We start from the raw sequence: 17,954 nt of genomic DNA on the forward strand, positions 1-17,954 counted from the left end.
GGGTCCGGGCAGCCGCAGCGGGACCGTCCCCGCGAGCCGGCCGTCACGCCCGGAACTACGGGCCACTGCCATCGAGTCGCGAAGGTCAGGGCCGCCTCGCCCCGTGACGCAGGGTGACCGTCGCCTTCGACGGTCATTCACGGCGGTTCCCCCGCCAGCTCGTTGTCCAACTCGCGCTGGAACCTGTCGGATCCGGAGAGTAATCGTCAACCCCCTTGCGGGGCAGGTGAATCCCGCGACCGCGATACACGCGTGCCGCCCCGGGGCGATAGGGTTACCCTGCCCGGGCCGGGTGGACTCGTACGGGTGGGGAGTGACATGGAACAGATAACAGTGCGCAGCAGGGCCAGGGTCCCTGCGATCACCTGCGGGAGCAGCGCGACCAGCTCGCGCCTCGACCGCCACCTCGCGGTGCTGGCCGGTCCCGCCGTCCCGCAGCGGGAGACGGTCGAGGCGATGTCCCTGATGCGTGAACTCACCGCGCGTGACACCGCGCACGACCGCAGCGGCAGGGGCGCGCGGATGCGCCGCGTCTCGCTCTTCGCGCCGTTGCGCCGGCTGCGCCGGTCGCTGTTCGGCGCCAGCTGAAGCCCGCGCTCGGGCCGGTCACACCTCCCGGCGTACCGCTGCGACCTCGTCGTCCGTCATCCCCACGGCACGCAGCGGCGCCCCGGTGTCCTTCCGAGCGCGGGCTTGTCCCTTTTTTCCGGTCTTTACTCATCTTTTTCCGTCATTGCCTCCCCGCCCGCACCGGGACCCGGCGACCGTGATCCCGCGAGGCCCGGGTCCCGTATCCACCGGCCGTCCCTACAGCAGCGCGAACTGCCCCTCCGGGCCTTCCTCCCGGTGGTCCAGCACCGAGGCCGGCCGCCGGGCCCGCTGAGGCACCGGAAGCACTCCCGCCGCGCGCAGCTCGGCCGTCGTGATCGGCTCCTTCACCGCCAACGCGTCCAGCTCCGGCCGGAGTTCGGCGAGCAGGGCGAGCACCGTGATCAGCTCCAGCAGCTCCGAGGTCCACACCTGCGGCCAGCCGGCCGGGCGGATCGCGTCCAGCGTGCCCGGCTCGGCCGCGGCGGTGCGGGCCGCGAACCAGCGTTCCAGGACCCGGCCCCCGCCCGCCTCGAACTCCCAGGCCGCCGGCGGCACCGGGGAGATACGGCCCTCGTCGAGGCGGAGCGTCTCCTCCTCCGTGTCGTAGCGCAGGACCCGCGGGCGGGCCGGCAGCGGGGCGCGGACGTACGGGCGGCGGCCGCCGGGCAGCTTCGGGCGCTCGCCGTCGCGCCGCATCAGCCACAGCGCGCGGCGCCCCAGCGCGACGCCGTGGTCCCACAGTCCGGGGTCCGCGGTGAGCGGGACCCGGAGGCCGGGGCGGACCGTCGCCACGATCCAGGCCAGGACGTCCAGCGGGTCCGGGGTGCGGCCGAGCCGGACGGCCAGGTGGTCCAGGAGCCCGGGGGCCAGGTTGGGCTCCCCGCCGCCCGGGCGGCGGTGGAGCGGGCGGACGCGGCCGGGCCCCAGCAGCGGAAGCAGCGAGGTGGCCAGGAGCGGCGGACCGGCGGCGGGGCCGGCCGTCTCCACGACGAAGACCTGCCGCTCGTCCGCCACCCGCCACAGCTCCGGCCGGGCCGCGTCGATCAGCCGGTGGTCCGGGATCAGCCACTGCTCGTCGAAGGGGGCGCGCAGCACACGCACCGGCTCCGGGCACCGGCCCGTGGCGCGCGCCAGCCGCTCCGTGCCCCCGGCGCGGCCCGGCAGCTGCCCGACCGCCGTGTGCAGCGTGCGCGACCGCGTCGGCCGGAAGAGGGCCTCGCGGCCGGGTCCCTCCGCCTTCACCAAGGCGTCCCAGCGGGCCTTCAGCGACGCCGCGTCCGGGCCCGCCGGCCAGTCCCGGCCCAGCCGCGGGGGTGCGACGGACCACGGCATGAGGTCCGCCAGCAGCGGAGTGTCGTCGTACGTCACGCCGGGCATCGTACGACGGTGCGCGAGGGCGTCAGGTGGCGTCCAGCGTGACCGTGAAGGAGAAGCGGTCGCCCCGGTAGTGGATGACCGCCACGTCCAGCACCCGCCCGTCCGCGTCGTAGGTGACCCCCGTGTACTGCAGGATCGGGCTGAGCAGCGGGATCCGGAGCAGCCGCGCCGTCTCCGGGTCCGCGAGCCGGGCCTCCACCGTGTCGGTGATACGGCCGATGCCGACCTGGACGACGTCCCGCAGCACCTTGGTCATCGGCCAGCGGACCAGGTCCTGCGGGGCGAAGCGCGCGGCCAGTTCCGGGCGGACCCAGTTGCGGGCGTGGTTGGTCGGCTCACCGGTCTTCTCGTCGCTGCGCAGCCGGTGGTACGTGGCCGTCTCGGCCAGATCCGGGAAGTACTCGGCGAACTCCGCCGGCACCGGACCGCTGCCGTGGTCCAGCAGTTCGGTCGCCATGCCGGACTGCTGGGCCACGATCGCGTCCACCGACCCCAGCAGCCGCACCGGGGCACCCCGCCGGGCGTGCGGCTCGATGAACGTGCCGCGCCGGCGGTGGCGGGTGATCAGCCCCTCCTCCTCCAGCTCCTTCAGCGCCTGCCGCATGGTCAGCACGCTCACGCCGTAGTGACCGGCCAGCTGCTCCTCGGTGGGCAGGCGCAGCGGGTCCCGGGACGAGCGGCCGAGTATCGAGGCGCGCAGCGACTGCGAGACCTGGTACCACAGCGGCAGCTTGCGGTTCAGGACGAGGGAGTCCGGGGCGAAGGAGGTCACGGAGCCATCCGTACCGGCAGGCGAGGATCAGTGCAAGGGGCGGAAGTGCCGCTCCAGGCCCCGCCAGACATCGTCGTAGCGCTGTTGCAGATGTCCGGCGCGGGCCGCCTGGGAGGTGAGGGCCACCGGCCACCGCGTCTCGAACATGAACGCCAGCCCGTCGTCGATCTTCTGCGGCCGCAGCTCGGCGGCGCCGGCCCTCTCGAACGTCTCCCGGTCCGGTCCGTGCGCCGACATCATGTTGTGCAGCGAGCCGCCGCCCGGCACGAAGCCCTCCGCCTTCGCGTCGTAGGCGCCCTCGATCAGGCCCATGTACTCGCTCATCACGTTCCGGTGGAAGTACGGCGGCCGGAACGTGTCCTCGCCCACCAGCCAGCGCGGCGCGAAGACGACGAAGTCGACGCCCGCCAGGCCCGGGGTGTCCGAGGGAGAGGTCAGCACCGTGAAGATCGACGGGTCGGGGTGGTCGTACGAGATGGTCCCCAGCACATTGAAACGGCGCAGGTCGTAGACGTACGGCACATGGTTGCCGTGCCAGGCGACCACGTCGAGCGGTGAGTGGTCGTAGGTGGCCGTCCACAGGTTGCCGCAGAACTTGTTCACCACCTCCACCGGGCCCTCCACGTCCTCGTACGCGGCGACGGGTGCCCGGAAGTCCCGGGGGTTGGCCAGGCCGTTGGCGCCGATCGGGCCGAGGTCGGGGAGGCGGAAGGGGGCGCCGTAGTTCTCGCAGACGTAGCCGCGGGCGGTGGCGTCCAGCAGCTCCACCCGGAAGCGGACCCCGCGCGGGATCAGCGCCACATGGCCCGGCTCGGCGTGCAGCAGGCCGAACTCGGTGCGCAGCAGCAGTCCTCCGCGCTCCGGGACGATGAGCAGCTCGCCGTCGGCGTCGCCGAAGACCCGGTCCATGGAGGTGTCGGCGTGGTACAGGTGCACGGCGACGCCGGTGCGCTGGGCCGCGTCCCCGTTGCCGCCGAGCGTCCACAGGCCCGCGACGAAGTCCGTCCCGGCGGGCGGCTCGGGCAGCGGGTTCCAGCGCAGCCGGTTCGGGTCGGGCACCGTCTCGGTGAAGGGCGCGGTGCGGATCGCGCCGTTGTCCGCGCGGGTGAACGCCGGGTGCGCGGCCGAGGGACGGATCCGGTACAGCCACGAGCGCCGGTTGTGCGCCCTCGGCTCGGTGAACGCCGTGCCGCTGAGCTGCTCCGCGTACAGGCCGAGGGGTGCCCGCTGGGGGGAGTTGCGGCCCTCGGGCAGGGCGCCCGGTACGGCCTGCGAGCTGTGCTCGTTGCCGAAGCCGGTGAGATAGGCCAGCCGCTCCGCGGTCTTCCGCGCGTCCCCGCTCATGATCGCTCCCTCGCCGTCCGCTGCCGCACGCCCACTGATTCCTATGCTTCACCGTAGGAATAGGGGCGCGCGGGCGCAAGAGGTGTGCGGCGGCCGGCGCGGCCGCCGGCGGGGCGTCTTGAGCGGGTATCGGTGCATGGGGCCGGGTTCCGGCCTCCCCGGCGGGCACCGCCGCGAGGCCGACCGGAACCCGACCCCGGGAGACCCGCGTCCCCGGCCCGGTGTTCTACGCTCCCCGGCATGTCGTGGACACGGAGACCGCGTGCCGTGCTCGCGGTCTGTGTCCTGCTGCTGACCGGACCCGCGGGCTGCGGGTTCGCCGACGCCCGCCCACCGGAGCGCGAACGCGGCGCCCCGCCCGCCGCGCCCGTGGGCGAACTGCTCGACGACACCGACGGGGAGGGCCGGCGCTACCGGGAGGCGGCCGCCGAGAACGCCCCCGAGGTCGGCATCGAGGTACAGCCCGGCACCGGCGGTGACTGGGACATACGGCTGTCGGTCCGCAACTTCCGCTTCTCGCCCCCCGGTACGCCGGCCACGGCGCGGTCCGGGCGCGGCCTGGCCTACCTCTACCTGGACGGCGGCCTGATCACCCGCCTGCGCGGCCCCGGCCACCGGCTCGCCGCCCGCCTCGTCCCGCGCGGCACGCACCACGTCACCGTCCGCCTGCACGCCGACGACGGCACGGTCTGGGCCGTGGCGGGCGAACCCGTCGAGAACACGGCGGACATCACCGTGTCGGAGCCGGAGCCGGAGCCGGAGCCGGAGCCGGAGCCGGGCGCCGCGGAGGGGCCGGGAGCGGACGCGGCGCACCGGCCGGGGTGAGTGGCGCACGGCCGCGACGTGTACCGCGGGCGCCCCGGATCCGTACCCGCGAGCACGGTTCACCGGACCGCGGCGGGAGGGCATCATGAGGACCGTGCCCCACGCGACATCACTCCGCCGCGCCCCGGTGCAGCGGCGCAGTGCCGAACGGCTGGCCCGGATCCTGGACGCCTGCGCCGACCTCCTGGACGAGGTCGGCTACGAGGCCCTGAGCACCCGCGCGGTGGCCCTGCGCGCCGGCGTGCCCATCGGCTCGGTGTACCGCTTCTTCGGCAACAAGCGCCAGATGGCCGACGCGCTCGCCCAGCGCAACCTCGAGCGGTACACCGAGCGCGTGACCGAGCGCCTGAAGGAGGCCGACGGTGCCGGCGGCTGGCGGGCGGCGCTGGACGCGGTACTCGACGAGTACCTGGCGATGAAGCGGTCCGCGCCCGGGTTCTCCCTCGTCGACTTCGGCAACCAGATACCGGTCGGCGCCCGGCACGCCGAACCCAACCACCGTGTCGCCGACCGCCTCACCGCACTGCTCTCCGGTCACCTCGGCCGCGAACCGGACGACGATCTGCGCCGCGCCTTCCTCGTCGCCGTGGAGACCGCCGACACGCTGGTGCACCTCGCCTTCCGGGTCGCCCCGGAGGGCGACGAGAAGATCATCGAGGAGGCGCGGGCCCTGCTGCGGGCGTATCTGGGGCGGGTGCTCGACTGACGGGCGGCCGCCCCGGCCGACGGGGGCCTGCGGGCGGCGCCCCGCCGGCCGGCCGCCCGCGCGTCCTCCCCGCCGGGCCGGCGGACGGCGCCCTGGAGTCCCGTCGCCCGCGTGCCCTCCCCGCCGGGCATACCGATCGGTATGCTCGGCCCGTGCCGCGCGCCACCGCCGCCCCGGGGAGGACCCATGTCCCGCACCGCCCTGCGTATCTGCCCCCTCTGCGAGGCCACCTGCGGCCTGACCCTGACGGTCGAGGGGTCCCGCGTCACCGGCGCCCGCGGTGACCGCGACGACGTGTTCAGCCGGGGTTTCGTCTGCCCCAAGGGCGCCTCCTTCGGTGCCGTCGACGCCGACCCCGACCGGCTGCGCTCGCCCCTGGCGCGCCGGGACGGCGCGCTGCGTGAGACCGGCTGGCAGGCGGCCTTCGACGCGGTGGCCGCCGGTCTGCGGCGCGTCGTCGAGCGGTACGGCCCCCAGTCCGTGGCCGTCGTCCTCGGCAACCCCACCGTGCACACCGTGGCCGGTGCCCTCTATCCGCCCGTCCTGCTCGGCGGGCTCGGGACCCGCAACCTCTTCACCGCCTCGACGCTCGACCAGATGCCCAAGCACGTCTCCAGCGGACTGCTGTTCGGCGACGCCAACGCGATCCCCGTCCCCGACCTGGACCGCACCGGCCACCTCCTGCTCATCGGCGCCAACCCCCTGGAGTCCAACGGGAGTCTGTGCACCGCCCCCGACTTCCCCGGCCGGCTCAAGGCCCTCAAGGCCCGCGGCGGCACCCTGACCGTCGTCGACCCGCGCCGCACCCGCACCGCCCGCCTCGCCGACCGGCACATCGCCCCGCGTCCCGGCACCGACGCGCTGCTGCTCGCCGCGACGGCCCACGTCCTGTTCGACGAGGGCCTCGCCGACCTCAAGGACCTCGCCCCGCACGTCCAGGGTGTCGCGGAACTCCGCACCGCCCTCGCCGACTTCACCCCGGATGCCGTCGCCCCCGCCTGCGACGTGGACGCTTCCCTCATCCGCACGCTCGCCCGGGAACTCGCCGCCGCGCCCACCGCCGCCGTCTACGGCCGCATCGGCAGCTGCACCGTCCCCCACGGCACCCTCGCCAGCTGGCTCGTGGACGTCCTGAACATCCTGACCGGCAACCTCGACCCCCCGGCGGCGCGCTGTTCCCGCAGGCCGCCACCGCCAAGACGCCCCGCCCCGCCGGACCCGGGCGCGGCTTCGCCCTCGGCCGCTGGCGCTCCCGGGTGAGCGGACACCCGGAGGCCAAGGGGGAGCTGCCGCTGGCCGCCCTCGCCGAGGAGATCGACACCGCCACTGGCGACGGCACGCCCATCCGCGCGGTCATCGCCTTCGCCGCCAACCCCGTACTGTCCGCGCCCGACGGCGACCGGCTCGCCAAGGCCCTGGAATCCCTGGACTTCATGGTGGCCGTCGACCCTTACCTCAACGAGACCTCACGCCACGCCCACGTCGTGCTGCCACCGCCGCCGCCCGCGCAGACCCCGCACCACGACTTCGCCTTCAACACCCTCGCCGTGCGCAACCAGGTCCGCTACACCCGCCCCGCCGTCCCCCTCGAACCCGGCCGCATGGCCGAGACCGAGATCATGGCCCGGCTGATCCTCGCCGCGACGGGCCGCCACGGCGCCGACCCGGCCGCCGTCGACGCGACGGTGATCGACCAGAGCCTCGGCGCGGCGGTGCTCGATCCGCGCTCCCCGGTGCACGGCCGCGACCCGCGGGCGCTCGCCGCCCGGCTGACCGGCCTGGACGGGCCCGAGCGGCGGCTCGACCTGATGCTGCGCCTGGGCCCCTACGGCGACGGGTTCGGCGCCCGGCCGGACGGGCTCACCCTGGAGAAGCTGCTGGCGCACCCGCACGGTATCGACCTCGGCCCGCTCCGCCCCCGCCTGCCCCAGCCGCTGAAGACGAGGAGCGGCAAGGTGGAGCTGCTGCCCGGACCGATCGCGGACGACCTGCCCCGGCTGCGCGCGGCCCTGGCCGAGCGCCCCGCCGGGCTCGTCCTGGTCGGCCGCCGCCATCTGCGCTCCAACAACAGCTGGATGCACAACATCCCGGCGCTCACCGGCGGCTCCAACCGCTGCACCCTGCACATCCACCCCGAGGACGCCGCCCGCCTGGGCGTACGGGACGGGGCGCCGGTGCGCGTCAAGGGCGCCGGGGGAGAGGTGACGGCGCCCGCCGAGATCACCGGCACCGTCCGGCCCGGCGTGGTGAGCCTGCCGCACGGCTGGGGCCACGACCGGCCCGGCACCCGGCTGACGCACGCCGCCGCCGACCCCGGCGCCAACGTCAACCAGCTCCTGGACGGCAGCCTGCTCGACCCGCTGTCGGGCACCGCCGTACTCAACGGCGTCCCCGTCGAACTCGCCCCGCGGAACGGCCCCCAGAACGCCCCACAGAACGGCCCCCTGCCCCCGGCACAGCCGTGACCTGGAGTTTTGCGCTTATTGCTCGCGTGTCAACATCTTGTTAACGCAGCTGAACGGCACCTAACGTCGTCGCACCGCCTGCCCTGGTGGGAATGTTCAAGGGCGAACGTTAGGTGTCCACTCATGCTGACCATCCTCGGCTTCGTCATGATCGCGACCTTCCTGGTCCTGATCATGCTGAAGAAGATGTCGCCGATCGCGGCGCTCGTGCTCATTCCCGCGCTGTTCTGCGTGTTCGTCGGCAAGGGCGCCCACCTGGGCGACTACGTCGTCGAGGGCGTGAGCGACCTCGCCCCGACGGCGGCGATGCTGATGTTCGCGATCATCTACTTCGGGGTGATGATCGACGTCGGCCTCTTCGACCCGGTCGTCCGCGGCATCCTCAGGTTCTGCAAGGCCGACCCGATGCGCATCGTCGTCGGCACCGCCGTACTGGCCGCGATCGTCTCCCTGGACGGCGACGGCTCTACCACCTTCATGATCACGGTCTCGGCGATGTACCCGCTGTACAAGCGCCTGAAGATGAGCCTGGTCGTGATGACCGGGGTGGCCGCGATGGCCAACGGCGTGATGAACACCCTCCCCTGGGGCGGCCCCACCGCCCGTGCCGCCACCGCGCTGAAGGTGGACGCCGGCGACATCTTCGTCCCGATGATCCCGGCCCTGGCCGTCGGCCTCCTCTTCGTACTGCTGCTCGCCTACGTGCTGGGCGTCCGGGAGCGGCGGCGGCTCGGGGTGCTGACGCTGGACCAGGCGCTGGCGGAGGACGAGCAGGCCGAGGCCGAGACGGTGCTGGTCGGCGCCGGGACCGGCAAGGGCGAGGCAGGCGCTCAGGGCTCCGGCACCGGACGGGGAAGCGCGCGCACCGGCGGCTCCGGCGCCGCCGCCCCCGCGCCGCAGGACGACACCGGGTCCGGTGAGGGCCTGTACGGCATCGACCCGGACCGGCCCACCCTGCGCCCCCGGCTGTACTGGTTCAACGCGCTGCTCACGGCCACGCTGCTCACCGCCATGATCATGGAGTGGCTGCCGATCCCGGTGCTGTTCCTGCTCGGTGCCGCGCTCGCCCTCACCGTCAACTTCCCGCACATGCCCGACCAGAAGGCCCGCATCGCCGCGCACGCCGAGAACGTCCTGAACGTCTCCGGCATGGTCTTCGCCGCCGCCGTCTTCACCGGCGTCCTCCAGGGCACCGGCATGGTCGACCACATGGCCGCCTGGCTGGTGGGCAACATCCCCGACGGCATGGGGCCGCACATGGCGCTGGTCACCGGCGTGCTCAGCATCCCGCTGACGTACTTCATGTCGAACGACGGCTTCTACTTCGGCATCCTCCCGGTGCTCGCCGAGGCAGGCCAGGCCCACGGCGTCTCCACGCTGGAGATCGCGCGGGCCTCCATCGTCGGCCAGCCGCTGCACATGTCGAGCCCGCTCGTCCCGGCCGTCTACGTCCTCGTCGGCATGGCCAAGGTCGAGTTCGGCGACCACACCAGGTTCGTGGTGAAGTGGGCGGCGCTCACCTGCCTCGTCGTCCTCGGCGCGGCCGTCCTGTTCGGCATCGTCTGACCCTCCGCGAAAGGACCACGGTCATGGGACCCGGTGGGGGCCGCGGCTGGCTGCTCCGCCTCGTCATCGCCTTCGGCTGCGCGCAGGGGGCCGTGTCGATGGCCCGGCCCGCCGTCTCCTACCGGGCCCTGGCGCTCGGCGCGGACGAGCGGGCGGTCGGCGTCATCGCGGGCGTGTACGCGCTGCTGCCGCTGTTCGCCGCCGTCCCCCTCGGCCGCCGCACCGACCACGGCCGCTGCGCGCCGCTGCTGCCGGCCGGCGTGGTCCTCATCGCCGGCGGATGCGCGCTCAGCGGCGTCGCCGACTCCCTGTGGGCGATGGCGCTGTGGAGCGGAGTGATGGGCCTCGGCCACCTCTGCTTCGTCATCGGCGCCCAGTCGCTGGTCGCCCGGCAGTCCGCGCCGCACGAACAGGACCGCAACTTCGGCCACTTCACCATCGGCGCCTCCCTCGGCCAGCTCGTCGGCCCGGTCGCGGCCGGGGCCCTCATCGGCGGGCACGACATGGCGGGCACCAGCGCGCTCGCCCTGCTGGCCGCGGGCGCGGGCGCGGCCGCGGCGTTCACGTCGCTGTGGCGCGTCGAGGGCCGCACGGCGCTGACGTCCCGTCCGGCGGGCGGCGGGCGGGTCCCGGTCCGGGGCATCCTGCGCGCCCGGGGCGTGCCCGCGGGCATCCTCATCAGCCTGTCGGTGCTGTCCGCGACGGACATCCTCACCGCCTACCTCCCGGTGGTCGGCGAGCACCGGGGCATCGCGCCCTCCGTCATCGGCGTCCTGCTCAGCCTGCGCGCGGCGGCCACCATCGCCTGCCGCCTGGTGCTCACGCCGCTGCTGCGGCTGCTGGGCCGCACGCTCCTGCTGACCGTGACCTGCCTGCTGGCCGCCCTGCTGTGCGCGGGCGTCGCCCTGCCGCTGCCGGTGTGGGCGCTGGCCGCGCTCCTCGTCGTCCTCGGTTTCTGCCTGGGCGTCGGCCAGCCGCTGTCCATGACGACCGTCGTCCAGGCCGCCCCCGACGACGCCCGCTCCACGGCCCTCGCCCTGCGGCTGACCGGCAACCGGCTCGGCCAGGTCGCCGCGCCCGCCGCCGCCGGCCTGATCGCCGGGGTCGCGGGCGTGGCCGCGCCGTTCGTCATGCTCGGCGCCCTGCTGCTGCTCTCCGCGGGCGTCGCCCTGCGCTCCCCGGCCGGACCACCCGAAGGCCCGCGGCCCTCCCGGGGCGCCCGGCCGGCGCAGGACACCGGCCGGAACGGGACGGCCCCGAGACCGTAGCCCCCGCACCGAACCGAGGGGAGAGGAGCCGCCGGCGCACCGCAGGCTCCCCACGGCGGGCTTCCGGGCGGCGCGGCCCGCGGCCGGACACGACCGGCGCCCGGCGCATCCCGGACCGGTCACCCGGGTGCGGGCAGCGTGCGGATCCGACCGTCCGATGAGACGTTTACCCACTGAATTTGACCGTCCGCTTTCTCACCGGACGGACCGGACCGTCCGATCGCGCCCGGTGTCTTCCCCCAGCCGGGTACTTTCCGTTAACTTCCGTGACCCACGCGCCCCGTGACACCGCACAGGGCGTCCGACCGCGGAGCACCAGCGCTCAGTGAGCCCCCGGGGGCACCTCTCATGACACGCGCCATCTCCCTGCACGACGTGAGCAAGACCTACGACCGAGGCGCCCGTGTGGTGGACCGGCTGTCGCTGGACATCGCGCCCGGCGAGTTCCTCGTCCTGCTCGGGCCCTCCGGCTGCGGCAAGTCGACCGTGCTCAGAATGATCGCCGGCCTGGAGGAGATCACCGAGGGCGAGCTCCGGCTCGACGGCGAGTACGCCAACGAGCTGATCCCCGCCGAGCGCCGCATGGCCATGGTCTTCCAGAACTTCGCCCTGTATCCCAACATGACCGGCCGGGACAACATCGGCTTCCCGCTGCGCGTCGAGGCGCCCCATGCCGACCCCCGCCCCCGCGTGGACGCCACCGCCCGCATGCTGGGCATCCAGGACCTGCTCGACCGCTACCCCAGCCAGCTCTCCGGCGGGGAGCGCCAGCGGGTCGCCATGGGCCGGGCCATCGCGCGCCACCCCACCGCCTTCCTGATGGACGAGCCGCTGTCCAACCTGGACGCCAAGCTCCGCAACCACCTGCGGGCCGAGATCACCCGGCTCACCCGGGAGCTGGGCGTCACCACGGTGTACGTCACCCACGACCAGGCCGAGGCCATGTCCCTCGGCGACCGCGTCGCCGTGCTGCGCGGCGGCGTCCTCCAGCAGGTCGGCACCCCGCGCGCGGTGTACGGCCGGCCCGCCAACGTGTTCGTCGCCGCCTTCGTCGGCACCCCCCGCATCAACCTGCTGCGCGGCGTCGTCCGCGCGCCGCTGGACGGGGCGATGACCATCAGCCTGGGCAAGCAGTCCCTGCCCCTGCCCGAACCGCTCTGCCTGGACCACCAGTTGCTCCGTGTCCAGCAGGGCCGCGAGGTCATCGTGGGCCTGCGCTCGGAGGCCGTGCGGATCGCCGAGCCGAGCACGGCCCGCCCCGGTGAGGTGCTGATCACCGGTCTGGTGGAGCACGTGGAGTTCCAGGGGCACGAGAACCTCGTCCACTTCAGCACCGGCTCCCACCCCGCCGTCGTACCGGAGCTGGAGGCCCCGCGCCCCGGTGCCCGGCCGGGCAGGCGGCGCCGCGACGGCACGGTCCTGGACCGGTTGCGGGAGCGGGCCGGGGCGCTGCGCGCCGGTCCGGTGGTCGTCCTGGACGAGCCGCCGGACCCGCGCCCGGAGCCCGCCTCCCCGGAGCGCCGCCTGCCCGGCGACCTCATCGTCCGTACCGCCCCCGATCTCGCCCTCCGCCACGGCATGCAGGTCCCGCTCCTCGTCGACCTCGCCCATCTGTTCGTCTTCGACCAGTACGGCGAACGGATCTGCCCGGCCCCGGCACGCCCGCCCGACCTGGCGGAGTGACGGGCCGTCCGGCGACAGGCGCGCGGCGCGCCCGGCGGGTGAGCCGTGCCATGGCGGTCACCCCTGGTGCCAGAAAACTAACAGCGCTAGTTTGGGTGGTGGACGACGTAGCCCGCCCGGAAGGAACGCGATGAAGGCGCACGACGGTATGTACATCGACGGCACCTGGCGACCCGCTGCGGGGCGGGACGTGATCGAGGTGGTCAATCCGGCGGACGAGCAGGCGATCGGCCAGGTCCCGGCCGGTGACGCCCGGGACGTCGACACCGCCGTACGGGCCGCCCGCGCCGCCCTGCCGGGGTGGGCCGCCACGCCGCCCGCCGAGCGGGCCGCCCGCCTCGCGGCTCTGCGGGACGTCCTGGCGGCCCGCGCCGGCGAGATCGCCGAGATCGTCACCGCCGAGCTGGGCGCGCCGCCCAAGCTCTCGCAGACCGTGCACGTGGGGGCGCCGATCGCGGTCGCGGGCTCGTACGCCGAGCTGGCCGCCACGTACGCCTTCGAGGAGAAGGTCGGCAACTCCACGGTGTACCAGGAGCCGATCGGCGTGGTCGGCGCGATAACGCCCTGGAACTACCCGCTGCACCAGATCGTCGCCAAGGTCGCCCCGGCACTGGCGGCCGGCTGCACCGTCGTGCTGAAGCCCGCCGAGGACACCCCGCTCACCGCCCAGGCGTTCGCCGAGGCGGTGCACGAGGCCGGCGTCCCGGCCGGCGTCTTCAACCTGGTCACCGGTCTCGGCCCGGTCGCGGGCCAGGCCCTGGCCGAGCATCCCGGCGTCGACCTGGTCTCCTTCACCGGCTCCACGGCCGTCGGCAAGAAGATCGCCGCGATCGCCGGCGCCGCCGTCAAGAAGGTCGCCCTCGAACTCGGCGGCAAGTCCGCCAACGTCATCCTGCCCAGCGCCGACCTGGCCAGGGCCGTCAACGTCGGCGTCGCCAACGTCATGTCCAACTCCGGCCAGACGTGCAGCGCCTGGACCCGCATGCTGGTCCACCGCGACCAGTACGACGAGGCCGTCGAGCTGGCCGCGACCGCCGCCGCCAAGTACGGCGACCGCATCGGCCCGGTCGTCAACGCCAAGCAGCGGGCGCGGGTGCGCGGGTACATCGAGAAGGGCGTCGCCGAAGGCGCCCGCCTCGTCGCGGGCGGACCCGAGGCGCCGCGCGAGCGGGGCTACTTCGTCAGCCCCACCGTCTTCGCCGACGTCACCCCCGGCATGACCATCGCGCAGGAGGAGATCTTCGGCCCGGTCCTGTCGGTCCTCGCCTACGAGGACGAGGAGGACGCCCTGCGCATCGCCAACGGCACGGTCTACGGCCTCACCGGTGCCGTCTGGGCCGGGGACGAGGCCGAGGCGGTCGCCTTCGCCCGCCGTATGGAGACCGGCCAGGTGGACATCAACGGCGGGCGGTTCAACCCGCTGGCTCCCTTCGGCGGGTACAAGCAGTCGGGCGTCGGGCGCGAACTCGGCGTCCACGGTCTGACGGAATACCTCCAGACCAAGTCCCTCCAGTTCTAGTCCCCGGTGCGGTGCCAGCCTCCGGTCCGGCCCGCCGGTCCCCCGGCCGCCGTCCCGGTCCGCTCCGTTCCGGTTTCCGTCCTCCCGCCCCGTCCCTCCAGACAGGAGAGGTGCCGCAATCCATGGCCGTCCGCGCCGCCGTCGTCCCCGCCCCAGGGTCCCCGCTGGAGATCACCGGGATAGACCTGCCGGAGCCCGGCCCCGGCCGGGTCCGCGTCCGGCTCGCCGCCGCCGGGGTCTGCCACTCCGACCTGTCCCTGTCCAACGGCACCATGCGGGTTCCCCTGCCCGCCGTCCTCGGCCACGAGGGCGCGGGCACGGTCGTCGCCGTCGGCGAGGGCGTCACCCACGTCTCGCCCGGCGACGGCGTCGTCCTCAACTGGGCGCCGTCCTGCGGCACCTGCCACCCCTGCTCGCTCGGCGAGGTCTGGCTGTGCGCCGACGCCCTGGCGGGCGCCGCCGACGTGCACGCCCGCCGCGCCGACGACGGCACCGACCTGCACCCCGGTCTGAACGTCGCCGCGTTCGCCGAGGAGACCGTGGTGCGCGCCTCCTGCGTCCTGCCCGCCCCGGACGGCGTGCCGCTCACGGACGCCGCCCTGCTCGGCTGCGCCGTCCTCACCGGCTACGGCGCCGTCCACCACTCGGCCAGGGTGCGGCCGGGTGAGACGGTGGCGGTGTTCGGCGTCGGGGGGGTGGGGCTGTCCACCGTCCAGGCGGCCCGTATCGCGGGCGCGTCGAAGATCGTCGCGGTCGACGTCTCCCCGCAGAAGGAGGAGCTGGCCCGGGCCGCCGGCGCCACCGACTACGTCGTCGCCTCCGACACCACGGCCCGCGAGATCCGCGCCCTCACCGGCAAGCAGGGCGTGGACGTCGCCGTCGAGTGCGTGGGCCGCGCCGCCGCCATCCGCACCGCCTGGGAGTCCACCCGGCGCGGCGGGCGCACCACCGTCGTCGGGATCGGCGGCAAGGACCAGCAGGTCACCTTCAACGCGCTGGAGCTCTTCCACTGGGGCCGGACCCTGTCCGGCTGCGTCTACGGCAACTGCGACCCCGTACGGGACCTCCCCGTGCTGGCCGACCACGTCCGCGCGGGCCGCCTGGACCTGGGCGCCCTCGTGACCGAGCGCATCGCCCTGGACGGCATCCCGGCCGCCTTCGAGAACATGCTGGCCGGCAAGGGCGGACGGGCCCTGGTGGTCTTCTAGGGCCCGTCGTCTGGATCACGCCGGGCCCGCGGGGTCCGGCCTCATCCGGACGGAAGGCCCCGGCCCCTGCCGGGCCCGCCGCCCGCGGTCCCCCCCCCCGCACGCCCCGGCCTCTTCCAGCGAGGCCGGGGCCTTGGGCATGCCCGCGTCCTCCGGTGCCGCGCCGGGAGCGGGACGGCCCGGGCGCGCCCATCCGCGCCCTCCGCAGGACCCCGTGCCGGGCGCGGGCGGAAATCGCCGCCGTACGACCCGTTGACGGCCATACCGTCCGGTCAGTACGGTCCCGGAACCCGAGCCACCCCCCGGTTTCGTCCCCCCACCCCCGGAGCGTGCACCCCATGGACACGGCACCTTCCGCGCAGCCGCTCGCCCCCGCCCCCACCGCCCCCGCGGACCGCAACCGCCGCCGCGTCGCCACGGCGGCGGCCCTGGCCTCCGCCGTCGAGTGGTACGACTACTTCGTCTTCGGCATCGCCGCCGCCCTCGTCCTCGGCGACCTGTACTTCCCCTCCGGCAGCCCCACCGCCGGGGTCCTCGCCTCCTTCGCCACCTTCGCCGTCGGCTTCCTCGCCCGCCCGCTCGGCGGCATCGTCGCCGGCCAGCTCGGCGACAAGCGGGGCCGCAAGCCGATGCTGGTCCTCGCGCTCACGCTCATGGGCCTGGCCACCACCGGCATCGGCCTGCTGCCCACGTACGACACGATCGGCATCGCCGCGCCGGTCCTGCTCGTCCTGCTGCGCGTCGCCCAGGGCGTCGCCGTGGGCGCCCAGTGGGGCGGCGCGATGCTGCTGGCCACCGAATACGCCCCCGAGGGCAAGCGCGGCGTCTACGGCAGCGTCGTCCAGCTCGGCGTCCCCATCGGCGTGGTGACCGCCAACACCGTCTTCCTGGTGGCCGGCGCGCTCACCGGCGAGGCCGCGTTCGAGGCATGGGGCTGGCGCGTCCCCTTCCTGGCCGGCCTGCTCGTCCTCGGCCTCGCCTGGTACATCCACACCCGCGTGGAGGAGACCCCCGAGTTCCGCCGGGCCGAACGCGCGCTGGCGCAGCGGGAGAAGAGCGAGCGCACCTCACCGCTGCGCACCATCCTGCGCGGCCATCTTGGCACGGTGTTCCTGGCGGGCGGCTCCTTCGCCGTGAACACCGCGACGTTCTACATCCTCATCACCGGCGTACTCGACTACACCACCCGCGAACTGGACATGGCCCGCGGGCCGGTGCTCACCGTCTCCCTCTGCGTCAGCCTCACCCAGCTGGTGCTGATCCCGGCCTCCGCCGCCCTGTCCGACCGGATCGGCCGCATCCGGATCTACGCGCTCGGCGCCGCCGGCCTCGCGCTGTGGGCCGTACCGCTGTTCCTGCTGATCGACACCGGCTCACTGCTCTGGCTGGCGGTCGGCACCTTCGTCGCGAGCTGCTTCCTGAGCGTCATGTACGGCCCGCAGGCCGCCCTGTTCGCGGAGCTGTTCACGGCCGAGATGCGCTACACCGGCGCCTCCCTCGGCTACCAGATCGCGGCCGTCGGCGGGGGCGGGCTCGCCCCCTTCGTCATGGTGCTGCTGCTGGAGGCGACGGGCACCTCGATGGCCGTCTCCGGCTACATCATCGCGCTCGCGGTCATCGCCCTGGTGTCCATCAAGGTCCTCGCCGAACGGGCACGTTCCCGCTGACCGCGCCCCCGGCGCCCGCCCCGGGGGACCACCGGCTCAGCGCAGTGCTTCCGCCTCGATGCCCAGCAGGTCGGACAGGGCCCGCTCGCCCTCCGGTGTCACCCGCACCGCCCGCTCCGAGCCGATGCGGACGCACCAGCCGGCGTCCAGCGCGTGGCGGCACAGGGCGGCTCCCGCGGCACCCGCGAGATGGGGCCGGCGTTCGGTCCAGTCCAGGCAGGCGCGGGCCAGGGGGCGCCGGCCGGCGCGGTCGAGGCGGATGCCGGCGGCGCGGAACCAGGCCAGCCCGGCGTCGGTGAGGGCGAAGCCGGTGTCCTGGCGCAGCAGTCCGCGGGCGGTCAGCGCGTCGGTCAGGGCGATCCCGAGCCGCCCGGCGAGATGGTCGTAGCAGGTGCGCCCGCGGGCCATCGCCGATCCCGCGCTCGACGCGCGCAGGGTGCGCGGAGGCCGGGCGGCGGACTCCGGCGCGACCTGCGCGGCCAGGTCCTCCACGAGCTGCGCGACCCGCGGGCCGGCCAGCCGCACGTACCGGTGCCGCCCCTGCCGCTCCTCGGCGAGCAGGCCCCCCGCGACCAGCTTCCCGAGGTGCTCGCTCAGCGTGGACGCGGCGACCCGGGCGTGCCGGGCCAGCTCCCCGGCGGTCCACGCCCGGCCGTCGAGCAGCGCCAGCAGGCAGGCGGCCCGTGTCTCGTCGGCGAACAGCGCGGCCAGCCGCGCGAGCCGCGCCGCCTGGGTCTCCTCGGTCATGCGCCCCAGCATGCGGCACGGACCCTTCGGCGCGGGCCGAAGGGTCCCGGGCGGCCCCAGCATCTTTCGTTTTGGATCAGGCCGGATCCAAAACGAAAGACCCTGGCGAGTAGGGCGCTGCTCAGAGGCGCTCGGGTGTGCGGATGCCCAGCAGTGCCATGCCCTGGTGCAGGGTGCGGGCCGTCACGTCGCACAGGAACAGGCGGTTGCCCACCT

14 protein-coding genes and 2 pseudogenes are annotated in these 17,954 nt (G+C 74.5%); 10 read left to right on the forward strand and 6 right to left on the reverse strand.

The window, feature by feature from the left end; all coding sequences use genetic code 11:
* Positions 1-137 (reverse strand): annotated as a pseudogene (locus AB0L74_RS33990) (DNA primase); the annotation flags it as partial.
* Positions 138-318: 181 nt separating this feature from the next.
* Between AB0L74_RS33990 and AB0L74_RS33995 the strand changes: the two are divergent.
* On the forward strand, positions 319-588 hold the full coding sequence (locus tag AB0L74_RS33995; protein ID WP_164397054.1) for a hypothetical protein: 270 nt from the start codon (positions 319-321) through the stop codon (positions 586-588).
* A gap of 219 nt (positions 589-807) precedes the next feature.
* On the opposite strand, the gene AB0L74_RS34000 is transcribed toward AB0L74_RS33995, so the two are convergent.
* From AB0L74_RS34000 to hmgA, 3 genes are read right to left on the reverse strand one after another with little or no spacing between them, the layout of a single operon-like run.
* On the reverse strand, positions 808-1,968 hold the full coding sequence (locus AB0L74_RS34000) for a type ISP restriction/modification enzyme (RefSeq protein WP_365661216.1): 1,161 nt from the start codon (positions 1,966-1,968) through the stop codon (positions 808-810).
* Positions 1,969-1,990: 22 nt separating this feature from the next.
* Positions 1,991-2,740: a GntR family transcriptional regulator gene (locus AB0L74_RS34005; protein ID WP_365661219.1), complete on the reverse strand. Its 750-nt coding sequence runs from the start codon at positions 2,738-2,740 to the stop codon at positions 1,991-1,993.
* Between the two features lie 27 nt (positions 2,741-2,767).
* On the reverse strand, positions 2,768-4,084 hold the full coding sequence (gene hmgA, locus AB0L74_RS34010; RefSeq protein ID WP_365661222.1) for a homogentisate 1,2-dioxygenase: 1,317 nt from the start codon (positions 4,082-4,084) through the stop codon (positions 2,768-2,770).
* Between the two features lie 240 nt (positions 4,085-4,324).
* Between hmgA and AB0L74_RS34015 the strand changes: the two genes are divergently transcribed.
* The 9 genes and pseudogenes from AB0L74_RS34015 to AB0L74_RS34055 all read left to right on the forward strand — a co-directional run bounded on the left by AB0L74_RS34015 (position 4,325) and on the right by AB0L74_RS34055 (position 16,991).
* Positions 4,325-4,909, forward strand: coding sequence for a hypothetical protein (locus AB0L74_RS34015; protein WP_365661225.1), 585 nt, complete (start codon positions 4,325-4,327; stop codon positions 4,907-4,909).
* 85 nt (positions 4,910-4,994) lie between these two features.
* The gene (locus AB0L74_RS34020) at positions 4,995-5,615 is read left to right on the forward strand and encodes a TetR/AcrR family transcriptional regulator (RefSeq protein WP_365661228.1); all 621 of its coding nucleotides are present in this window, start codon (positions 4,995-4,997) and stop codon (positions 5,613-5,615) included.
* Between the two features lie 186 nt (positions 5,616-5,801).
* Positions 5,802-8,080, forward strand: a pseudogene (locus AB0L74_RS34025) (molybdopterin oxidoreductase family protein).
* A 123-nt stretch (positions 8,081-8,203) separates the two neighbouring features.
* Complete coding sequence (locus AB0L74_RS34030) at positions 8,204-9,646, forward strand: citrate:proton symporter (protein ID WP_365661230.1); 1,443 nt, start codon at positions 8,204-8,206, stop codon at positions 9,644-9,646.
* A gap of 23 nt (positions 9,647-9,669) precedes the next feature.
* Positions 9,670-10,914, forward strand: a complete 1,245-nt coding sequence (locus AB0L74_RS34035; RefSeq protein ID WP_365661231.1) for an MFS transporter — start codon at positions 9,670-9,672, stop codon at positions 10,912-10,914.
* 348 nt (positions 10,915-11,262) lie between these two features.
* Positions 11,263-12,597 (forward strand): ABC transporter ATP-binding protein, encoded by a 1,335-nt coding sequence (locus AB0L74_RS34040; protein WP_365661233.1) that lies wholly within the window; start codon positions 11,263-11,265, stop codon positions 12,595-12,597.
* Between the two features lie 130 nt (positions 12,598-12,727).
* The gene (locus tag AB0L74_RS34045; RefSeq protein WP_365661235.1) at positions 12,728-14,116 is read left to right on the forward strand and encodes an aldehyde dehydrogenase family protein; all 1,389 of its coding nucleotides are present in this window, start codon (positions 12,728-12,730) and stop codon (positions 14,114-14,116) included.
* Positions 14,117-14,238: 122 nt separating this feature from the next.
* Positions 14,239-15,324, forward strand: a complete 1,086-nt coding sequence (locus tag AB0L74_RS34050; RefSeq protein ID WP_365661237.1) for a Zn-dependent alcohol dehydrogenase — start codon at positions 14,239-14,241, stop codon at positions 15,322-15,324.
* A 338-nt stretch (positions 15,325-15,662) separates the two neighbouring features.
* Positions 15,663-16,991: an MFS transporter gene (locus tag AB0L74_RS34055; RefSeq protein ID WP_365661239.1), complete on the forward strand. Its 1,329-nt coding sequence runs from the start codon at positions 15,663-15,665 to the stop codon at positions 16,989-16,991.
* Positions 16,992-17,027: 36 nt separating this feature from the next.
* On the opposite strand, the gene AB0L74_RS34060 is transcribed toward AB0L74_RS34055, so the two are convergent.
* Both AB0L74_RS34060 and AB0L74_RS34065 read right to left on the reverse strand, forming a co-directional pair.
* Positions 17,028-17,738, reverse strand: coding sequence for a winged helix-turn-helix domain-containing protein (locus tag AB0L74_RS34060; RefSeq protein ID WP_365661241.1), 711 nt, complete (start codon positions 17,736-17,738; stop codon positions 17,028-17,030).
* A 121-nt stretch (positions 17,739-17,859) separates the two neighbouring features.
* A partial coding sequence (locus tag AB0L74_RS34065) for a DALR anticodon-binding domain-containing protein (protein WP_365661243.1) occupies positions 17,860-17,954 on the reverse strand: 95 nt, incomplete at its 5' end.

Origin of the sequence: Streptomyces sp. NPDC052020, assembly GCF_040680575.1 — a bacterium.
In the GTDB taxonomy this organism is placed as follows: domain Bacteria; phylum Actinomycetota; class Actinomycetes; order Streptomycetales; family Streptomycetaceae; genus Streptomyces.